The sequence below is a fragment of the Brevibacillus centrosporus genome, from assembly GCF_003710815.1.
Lineage (GTDB): Bacteria > Bacillota > Bacilli > Brevibacillales > Brevibacillaceae > Brevibacillus > Brevibacillus centrosporus.
Genome location: NZ_RHHP01000002.1, coordinates 240,281 through 249,604, shown reverse-complemented (window position 1 = coordinate 249,604; position 9,324 = coordinate 240,281). Strand labels below are relative to the sequence as shown.

Annotated in this window: 6 protein-coding genes and 2 pseudogenes; 6 read left to right on the top strand and 2 right to left on the bottom strand. The window is 49.2% G+C overall.

Annotated features, from left to right (window positions below; all coding sequences use genetic code 11):
• Positions 1–103: 103 nt before the first annotated feature.
• Genes EDM55_RS04450 through EDM55_RS04440 form a run of 3 tightly spaced genes read left to right on the top strand, consistent with a single transcriptional unit; the run spans position 104 to position 1,428 of the window.
• Positions 104–634: a hypothetical protein gene (locus EDM55_RS04450; protein WP_122959705.1), complete on the top strand. Its 531-nt coding sequence runs from the start codon at positions 104–106 to the stop codon at positions 632–634.
• A gap of 58 nt (positions 635–692) precedes the next feature.
• Positions 693–1,160, top strand: coding sequence for an ArpU family phage packaging/lysis transcriptional regulator (locus EDM55_RS04445; RefSeq protein WP_122959704.1), 468 nt, complete (start codon positions 693–695; stop codon positions 1,158–1,160).
• A 52-nt stretch (positions 1,161–1,212) separates the two neighbouring features.
• The gene (locus EDM55_RS04440; protein ID WP_122959703.1) at positions 1,213–1,428 is read left to right on the top strand and encodes a helix-turn-helix domain-containing protein; all 216 of its coding nucleotides are present in this window, start codon (positions 1,213–1,215) and stop codon (positions 1,426–1,428) included.
• 79 nt (positions 1,429–1,507) lie between these two features.
• On the opposite strand, the gene EDM55_RS04435 is transcribed toward EDM55_RS04440, so the two are convergent.
• Both EDM55_RS04435 and EDM55_RS04425 read right to left on the bottom strand, forming a co-directional pair.
• A complete protein-coding gene (locus EDM55_RS04435) occupies positions 1,508–2,641 on the bottom strand; it encodes a site-specific integrase (RefSeq protein WP_122959702.1) in 1,134 nt (377 codons plus the stop codon).
• A 1,479-nt stretch (positions 2,642–4,120) separates the two neighbouring features.
• Positions 4,121–4,808: pseudogene (locus EDM55_RS04425) on the bottom strand (MBL fold metallo-hydrolase).
• A gap of 130 nt (positions 4,809–4,938) precedes the next feature.
• Here EDM55_RS04425 and EDM55_RS04420 point away from each other — a divergent pair.
• The 3 genes and pseudogenes from EDM55_RS04420 (at position 4,939) to EDM55_RS04410 (ending at position 9,290) form a co-directional block, all read left to right on the top strand.
• Positions 4,939–5,646 carry a TetR/AcrR family transcriptional regulator gene (locus EDM55_RS04420; protein ID WP_246071121.1) on the top strand — a complete coding sequence of 236 codons (708 nt, stop codon included), beginning with the start codon at positions 4,939–4,941 and terminating at the stop codon, positions 5,644–5,646.
• A gap of 32 nt (positions 5,647–5,678) precedes the next feature.
• A complete protein-coding gene (locus EDM55_RS04415; protein WP_092274167.1) occupies positions 5,679–7,409 on the top strand; it encodes an ABC transporter ATP-binding protein in 1,731 nt (576 codons plus the stop codon).
• Positions 7,406–9,290 (top strand): annotated as a pseudogene (locus tag EDM55_RS04410) (ABC transporter ATP-binding protein). The gene EDM55_RS04415 and the pseudogene EDM55_RS04410 overlap by 4 nt, the downstream one beginning before the upstream one ends.
• Positions 9,291–9,324 lie beyond the last annotated feature (34 nt).

Here is a 9,324-nt window from a genome sequence, read left to right as displayed (position 1 = left end):
GAGAGGGTTGAGCAAAGTATTCTATCCAGCATTAGCGCATAAAGGCTAAAAACATAATTTGCGGCGGCACAGACCGCATGTAAATAAAAAGGAGCGAACATTCATGAAAACAGAAGTAAAAGCATTGTTCAAGGATTTCAACGCGGGTGAGAAAAAGGATGTTCTCAAGTTCGAGCTCAAGGGCGATCTGTCTGACTCCCAACTGGTCGCGCTGCACAAATTGAAAGGCGGACAGGTTTATATTCAGATCTCCAGCTCGCAAATGGATATAGATGATATCGAAGAGGATGACGATCACCCAGGTATGGAATATAGTGTGGGCAGTGATGGGGTGGTACAAGTAGACAGCAGCCAGCTCAGCCTGGAAGACGTGGCCACTCTTGAGAATGTTACAGATCCGGACGAGCTTCCCAGTGAGGAAGTGCTTGATGGGGAGAAGGAAGACCATCAGGCAGATGATGAGTCCGGTGGAGATGTAGAACCATCCGCTCAAAATGTTACCGACATCGAGCAGGAACGGAAACGCCGTGGCCGTCCAAAAAAGACAGAAACGGAAGCAGCATCAACTTCAGATCCAGATGACCTTGACGATCTGCCAGCTGCTGCTTCAAATGACGATGATCTCTCGTTTTAAACAATAGCACCAGACGCCCCGGCTCGTCCGGGGCACTCCTACCAAAAGGAGGTATTGAATGCAGCAGCTTGACTTCTTACCAGAGCTGGACCGGAAAAAGACGCAGAAGGCCGTAGAAGCTGCACTCAGCAAATACAGGCTATATAAGTACCTGACTTTCGAAGAGCGAGAGGCGACGATCACTGCTAGCTACGAATTAAGGGAAGGCGGTCGCACGAATCTGACGAGTGATCAGACCGCGGCGATCGCAACACATAATATTGACGGTCAGATTGAGCGACGGGTTTTCTGTGAGCGTTTGGAAAGAGTCGTCGCCAGGCTCCCGCGTATGGAACGGCATTTAATCACTGAACGTTACTTGGGCAGTGATAGTGAGTACATTACAGATTATGCAGTCTACAATAACCACTTTAGCCCGCCAATCAGCGAATTCACGTACTACAAAATCAAGTGGAAGGCGTTTTATAAAATTGCTCTTGCCTTGGACATTCAAGTTGTAAAAACTACTGACGAACAAACGGAATAGGACGACCTAGATAACAACTAAAAATATATGGTAAAAGGGGAGGAGTGTTCACATGGCTTCCAAAGTGAGCAGGGATGATTTGCCAGATGTTCTTGAAGCAGAAGACATCAAGAATTTCCTAAACATCGGCATAAACCAAACATATGAGTTGTGCAGCTCTGGTCAATTTCATGTAATTCGGATTGGAAGGCGGATTAGGGTATCCAAGCAGGTATTCCTTAATTGGTTTGAAGGAAATCAGCAAGAATCAGAAGAGCAAGCAATTTAAAAAGCGCTGGACCAGCGCTTTTTTGTTTTGATCCTGGAAAAAGTAAAAGCACAGGATATCTCCTATGCTTAGACTGTCGTTATTTTTGAACTACCTTCGTTTTGATCAGAGCATCCAGCCCCTTAGCAGCATCCTCTTGCATGTTTGGCATCAGGTGCCCATATGTATCCATGGTGATTGAGACGGAAGAGTGGCCGAGGCGCTCCGAAATCACTTTGATATGAACGCCCTGTTTGATCAACAGGCTTGCATGCGTGTGGCGCAGATCGTGGAAGGTTATTTTTGGAGCCCCAGTCTTTTTCAATGAGCTGGTCCACATCTTCTGAATGGCCCGTTGCGTGGTAGGCCCACCGAAATGAGTACATACAACAAGATCGTTGTTCTGATAATCAGGCCCCAGCGCTACACGCTCTTGGATAATGAGCTGCCGATGCTCTTTCAATACCTCAATGGTGTCTGGAGACAGGGCTACAGATCGCATGCTTTGCTTTGTCTTTGCCCCGGATTTAATCTCCCTATGACGGTTCACTGTTTGTTGAATTGTCAGGATGCGCTTTTCGAAATCGATATCTGCCCAGCGTAACCCTAGAATCTCACCCTGTCTCATCCCTGTCATGACCGCTAGATATCCAGCTATCCAATACCGGCTGTCTGGCTTGGTTCTTTCTAAAAAGTCGCTTACGAAAGCCGGGTCCCAGACAACCAGTTCCCTTCGCCGCGAAACTTGTGGCTTCTCCACCTTGCTAGCAACGTTTTTTGTGATAATATCCTTTGTTTCCGCAGCATTAAGTGCAGCAAATACCACGGAGAAAATCCTCTTTATCGTTGCAGCTGCCAAACCCTTTTCATGCAATGAACCCAGAAACATTTCAATATCATGGGCAGAGAGCTTCGCGAGGGGGATGTGCCCAATCTCAGGAACAATGTGAGTACGTAAATACGATTCGTACAGTTCCAGTGTTTGATCGCCTAAGTTACGTTTGCTCTTGATCCACTCCTGCAAATAGTCTTGAAACAGCTTTTTTGTTGGCTCGATATACTCGCCTTTTTGTAATGCTGCTTGAGTTTCAACCATAGCTTTTTCCGCTTCTTTTTTTGTACGAAAGCCGCGCTTGGTGATCCGTTCGCGTGTACCGTTCTTGATTTCCCCAGTGTAAAACTGGAACCACCATTTATTGTCGCCCTTTGCCTTTTCGTTTTTATAGACTGGCATATGTACACCCCTTATCGCTTAGCTTCAAGCTCCTTGAATATTCCACTAAACACTCCGACTGTCTCATTGTCCCAACTGGACATCCATGCTAGTTTCCGTTTTTCCTCCTCCGATCGCTCCCTATCCAATGCCTGCTCCAAACTGATGACCTCCATTTAGCATCAAATGACATCAAAAACGACATTAACATCAAATTAGCATCAAAAGTGATTATCAGAACAAAAAAATCAGCATAAATCCTTTGTTTAATAAGGATTGTACCACTATATACGCTACCCTTCAATCGTGCCACCCCTCCTTGTGGGCTCTACAGGAACAAGGTTGAGGGATTACAGAGTCACCTTATCCTATGATGGGGGGTGGGTGATGGTGCCGGAATTTCAAGGATTTTAGGCTTTTGCCATACATCCTATTCAAAAAATGGGCAATGGGTTCCGAACACCTACATCTCTGCTGTCTCATTTTCAAGAACCATGTCTCGAGCCTTAGGTTCGTGCTTGATGAAATTTTCTTGCATGTTCGGCAGGCGTCGCGAACACGTTGCAATTCTAGGACGACGATGGCCGCCAGTTTTCTCCAGCTCACGAAAAGGAGTCTGGCGTCGGAACCCAAGGCCAACACCGCCCCCGACACTTCAGTCTATTCACATGATACCTGTACTGCTCCCGTTCTTTTTTGCTTTTTTTCAATCTTGTTTAACTAATTGGGACTTAAAAAGGGGGCGCATGCATCCCCCCTGTATTCCAAAGACGACTAGGAAAAATCCCTCCCTAAAAAACTCTAAACCTATTCGGTAGGTTTCCAGTCCTGCGAATATTTAATACTTGTTGCAGCTTAATCGGCTGCTCGACATATGATGGAGTGGACCTCGAAGCCGAGGGCTCTTTCCACATCAGCAATACTTCTGCTTATCCGAATGATCCGAAAGGTGCCTTTAAAATTGTTTCTTGAGAATAAAACGAAAGTTGCACCTCTGCCGTTTGAGCGGAATCGTAAACTTTCGGGTTCGTCAAAGATTCTCTCTGTATTGCGGATCGCCCTATTGCCACGAAAAATCCTGATCCTTCCACGAAAGTTTTCGTCACTTTATAGCGTAAGCCTTGGAAGACGTAGTTGAGTCTTGCGCATAGTTGTTCTGTTCCCCCTTTTTTTCTACTTTTACACTATGCTTAATAGCAGATAGGGGGGTGGACTACCATCATGTTTGTCTTCATAAATAGTCATTTTCAATAGCGACTACCTTTTCCAGATTTACACGATAGGTTTCTCTTGAAGAAGTGCGGTTCAAGCATCAACGCAGTGACATGGAATAAATACCAGAATGAAAACGGAAGTCTAGCAAGCAGGGGATGCCGGGAAAAAGTCGCACTTTTCATCGACAATTTATGGGACAAGAAATGAAAAAAGTCACCCCTAGGTGCACACATGGGATCGCCCCAATGAAATGGGATCATCCGATGAAGCTCCAGGGGTGACTTTTTACGTTTCTACATACCGTCCATAATCCGGCACGGCGACGCGATCGAAATCGGCGGCCAGCTTTTGTAAGCCAGAGGAGAGCGTCTCGCCTGATAATGGAGGACCGTGACCCGTAATCGCTACAGATGGTTGGAGGTCCGCTAGTCTCCGAACCGAATCTCGAGCCGCTACCCAATCCGTCGTGAAGTAGCGGGGCGGACCGCTTATTTCCGGTAACTGCGTCAATACCTGAAAAAGGGAATCCTGTCTGACGGCAATAAAAGCATCGCCAGCGATCAAGGCGCGGTCCTTTTCCCTGAAAAACGAGACGTGCCCAGGAGAGTGTCCAGGCGTATGAATCCAGCGCCAGCCCGCTAGTCCGGGGATGCTCCCATCGTCTGGAAGCTTTTTCAGAGGCTTGCCTACTGTGATGGCTTCGTTTGGAAAAAGCGAGGACAGCTTGGCGACCAGTCCTCCTTCAACAGTGAAATCGGCTTCCGGATAATTCTGTTCCCCTGTCAGATAGGGGAATTCCTTTTCATGGGCATAAACAGGCACATTCCAGAAACCACCCGTTAGGTTCATCCACTTGGCCGATAAAGCAGACGTTGACGACCTGAATGCAAAGGCAGTACAAGTCCGGTGTGACATTTTGACCGAGACCGCTCGAGAGGGAAGTGACGGGAATAAAGGGGTGTTCATTGTACATATCTTGACCTCCAGCAAGCTACTACCTACATGGGTTACTCTTTACTAAGTCTGGAACAAATATGACATGTACCTGATTTCCGCTTCCCTTCGTATCACCTATTGACACATCCTGCGATGAGGTTTATATTTTGACTGACAAAAAAGTCAATAAAAAAAGCACGGGAGGGGAAGTGCGCGTGCCCCGCACAAAAGAGCAAAACGAAGAGATACGTCTTCGCAGAAAAGAAGCGATCATGAAGGGCGCATTGAGCGTCTACGTGGAAAAAGGATATGCAGCGGCTGATATCGGGGATGTTGCGGAGCGCGCCGGTGTCGCTCGGGGGCTAGTGTACTACTACTATAAGGACAAACGATCGTTGTTTCGCGATTTGTTCACGCATATGTTTCAAATGTCCAACACACATACGCAAAACCATTTTGCCAAAGAGGGGACAGCGATCGAGCTGTGCCGGGCATTTGCGAACAGCATGTATCTTTCTCTGTTTAAAAACTCTGAGCACGTGATGTTCTTTTTTCGAATGCGTTTTGATCTGCCGGAGTTGTTTGCACCAGAGGAGCTGCAGACGGGCCTTTGGCGGGACAATAATATGCGCACCGTAGCGCAAACGCTTGAAAAGGGAATGGAAGAAGGCCATGTCCGGCGCATGTCACCTGATCTCTTGGTCGAGCAATTCTGGGGAACGATGATGAGCGGCATGCTTTTCTTGTACAGAAAAAGGGAGGCTTTGCTGCAAGAAGGGAAAAGCCTGGACGAGATGCGAGAGCTTCTTTCGAGTGAGATCCAAGACGCGACAGACACGTGCGCGGCGACGATCCGTTCGGATATGCTCTCCTAGTCCATTACTAATCATACCGGAGGGTGAGACCTTTGCTTAAGTTAATGAATTTCCTGCGGCCTTACCGGTATATGGTCGTGATGACCATGGTATTTGTGCTGCTGCAATCCATAGCGAACCTGTACCTGCCAACGTTGATGTCCGATATCGTCAATGAAGGTATTGTGCACGAAAATACAGCCTATATCTGGAAGATTGGCGGCTTGATGCTTATCGTATCGGCAGTTGGAGCTGCACTGTCTGTTGCCGCCAGCTATTTGTCATCCCGCGCTGCGTCTGGATTCGGCAAGAGACTTCGCAGCAGCGTATTTAGCCACATCGAAAAATTCACGCTGCAGGAATTTGACACACTCAGTACGGCTTCCTTGATAACAAGGACGACCAATGATATTACACAAGTCCAGCAAGTACTTAACATGATGCTGCGGATGATGGTGATGGCGCCGATGATGTGCATCGGTGGGATTATTATGGCGTTGTCCAAGGATGCGCATCTGTCTCTGGTGATTATCGTCGCGATCCCGATCCTCGCTTTGGCGATTTTTTGGATTGGATCGAAAGGGATTCCGTATTTCAAAGCGATGCAAACGAAAATAGACCGACTGAATCTCGTCCTGCGCGAATACTTGACGGGTATCCGGGTAGTACGGGCTTTCAACCGGACAGAGCATGAGCAGAATCGATTTAATGACGCCAATGAGGACGTCACGGCAACAGCGATCAAAGCCAATCAGATCATGGCGGGAATGATGCCTGTCATGATGCTGATGATGAATGTGACTTCGATTGCCATCATCTGGTTCGGAGGACTGCGCATCAGTACGGGACATATGCAAGTAGGCGATTTGATGGCCTTTTTGCAGTATGCCATGCAAATCCTGTTCTCGCTGATGATGGCCTCCATGATGTTTAGCATGCTGCCGAGGGCTTCTGCTTCTGCCTTGCGCATCCATGAAGTGCTCGCGACAGCTCCGGTCATCCTGGACAGGGAGCAGACAAAAGAAGCAGAAAAGAATTCACGAGGACACATTACATTCGATCAAGTGACGTTTCGCTACCCGGGTGCAGAGAAGCCTGCTCTGTCCGGGATATCCTTTACCGCAAAAGCAGGGCAGGTTACGGCGATTATCGGTGGGACCGGGGCCGGAAAAACGACCCTCGTCAGCCTGATTCCCCGCTTTTACGATGTAGAAAGCGGCAGTGTTCGAATGGGCGAGACCGACGTGCGGGACATGCCGCAGAGTACCCTTCGCTCCAAAATCGGCTTCGTTCCGCAAAAGGCACTCCTGTTTACGGGGACGATCGCGGACAACATTCGCTACGGAAAAGAGGACGCAACCGACGAAGAAGTCAACCATGCTGCGAAGGTCGCACAGGCTTCTGACTTTATCGCTGGCATGAAAGACGGGATTCAAACGATCCTGGCGCAGGGCGGAGCGAATTTGTCCGGGGGGCAAAAGCAGAGGCTCTCTATCGCACGTGCTCTCGTCCGCAAGCCAGAGGTTTATATTTTCGATGACAGCTTTTCCGCCCTGGATTACAAGACGGATGCCAACCTGCGCGCTGCTCTGAAGGAAGAGATGGGGGAAGCAGCTGTCCTTATTGTAGCGCAACGTGTGAATACGGTAATGGATGCTGACCAGATCATCGTGCTGGAGGAAGGCGAAGTCGCAGGGATCGGAACACACAAAGAGCTTCTTTCGACCTGTAGCGTCTATCAGGAGATCGTTACATCCCAGCTGACAGAGGAGGAAATCGCATGAGTGAAGAACAACGGCGCACACCTCCAGGGCCAGGGCCAGGCCCTCGGCCAGGGGGATTTGGTGGACCCGGGATGATGACGATGCCAGGGCAAAAGGCAAAAAACTTCAAGGGAACGCTTGGGCGCTTGCTTCGTTATTTGAAGCCGTACCGTTGGAAGCTGAGCGTCGTATTTTTGACAGCAGCGCTCAGTACGGTTTTCAGCATCGTGAGCCCGAAATTGCTGGGACACGCAACCACGACGATTTTCGAGGGCTTCATGGGAAAAGTAAAAGGCGTACCGGGAGCAACCTTTGATTTTGCCGCAGTCTGGCAGATCGTTTTGGTATTGATCGGATTGTACTTGTTTTCGGCGCTTTTTGCCTATATCCAGCAGTTTTTAATGGCTGGCATCGCCCAGAAAGTCGTCTACACCCTGCGCAAGGAAGTCAATGAAAAGCTGGCCCGTCTGCCGTTAAAATACTTCGACGGCCGCACGCATGGAGAAGTGATGAGCCGCGTCGTCAACGATGTGGATACGATCAGCAGCACGCTGCAGCAAAGCTTGACGCAGATGATCACCTCTGTCATCACATTGATCGGTGTCATCATCATGATGCTGACGATCAGTCCGTTGATGACCTTGATTGTACTTGTGACCATTCCGCTCAGCTTTGTCGTGATCAAGCAGGTGGCGTCGCGCTCGATGCCACATTTTAAAGGGCAGCAGCAAGCGCTCGGGGCATTGAATGGCCACGTAGAGGAAATGTACACAGGGCACAAGATCGTAAAAGCCTTCGGACGTGAAAAGAGAGCGATGGAGAAATTCGATGCCATCAATGAAAAGCTGTACGAGTCGGGCTGGAAGGCTCAGTTCATTTCAGGGATCATGATGCCGCTCATGATGGTTTGTAGGAAACATCGGCTATGTTCTCGTCTGTGTAGTTGGCGGTGTGCTCGTCACCCGCGGCAGCATTGCCATTGGGGATGTCCAGGCATTTATCCAGTACGCCCAGCAGTTTTCCCAACCCATCACACAAGCAGCCAACATCGCCAATATTATTCAATCCACGCTCGTATCAGCTGAGCGGGTCTTTGAGATCCTCGATGAATCGGAGGAATCCGAGGATGCGGTTTCGCGTGCAGGGGCAACAGGGGTGGAAGGGCATGTACGGTTTGAGCATGTTTCATTTGGGTACAAGGAAGGCGAGACGCTCATTCAAGACATGAACATCGACGTGAAGCCCGGCATGACTGTAGCGATCGTAGGACCGACCGGAGCGGGGAAAACGACGCTGGTGAATCTGCTCATGCGCTTCTATGAGATCCAGGGCGGAACGATCACGATTGATGGGCAGGACATCCGCAGCATGCCGCAGGGAGAGCTGCGAAGCCAGTTCGGTATGGTGCTGCAGGATACATGGCTGTTTAATGGGACCATTCGGGAAAATATCGCCTATGGACGAGCGGGAGCGAGTGAAGCGGAAATCGCGCAAGCCGCGCGGGCAGCGCATGTCGATCATTTCGTGCGCACGCTGCCTGACGGATACGAGACGATTTTGAATGAGGAAGCCTCGAACATTTCCCAGGGACAAAAACAGCTTTTGACAATCGCCAGGGCATTTCTGGCTGACCCTGCCATCCTGATTCTCGATGAAGCAACCAGCAGCGTGGACACGCGAACAGAACTATTGATCCAAAAGGCAATGGAGGGTCTCATGGAGGGCAGAACGAGCTTCGTCATCGCTCACCGTCTCTCGACGATCCGCGATGCAGACTTGATCCTTGTCATGAATCAAGGAACAGTGATCGAGCAAGGAAATCATGAACAGCTCCTGGAAAAGGGCGGCTTTTACGCAGATTTGTACAACAGCCAGTTTTCACAAGCACAGCAAGTCGGATAAGCGAAAGAGAAACCACCCTAAAAAAAGCGCAGGG

Bases quoted from the DNA above. Each gene is read 5' to 3' on its own strand.
- EDM55_RS04450 (WP_122959705.1), top strand. From the start codon at position 104: ATGAAAACAGAAGTAAAAGCATTGTTCAAGGATTTCAACGCGGGTGAG.
- EDM55_RS04445 (WP_122959704.1), top strand. From the start codon at position 693: ATGCAGCAGCTTGACTTCTTACCAGAGCTGGACCGGAAAAAGACGCAG.
- EDM55_RS04440 (WP_122959703.1), top strand. From the start codon at position 1,213: ATGGCTTCCAAAGTGAGCAGGGATGATTTGCCAGATGTTCTTGAAGCA.
- EDM55_RS04435 (WP_122959702.1), bottom strand. From the start codon at position 2,641: ATGCCAGTCTATAAAAACGAAAAGGCAAAGGGCGACAATAAATGGTGG.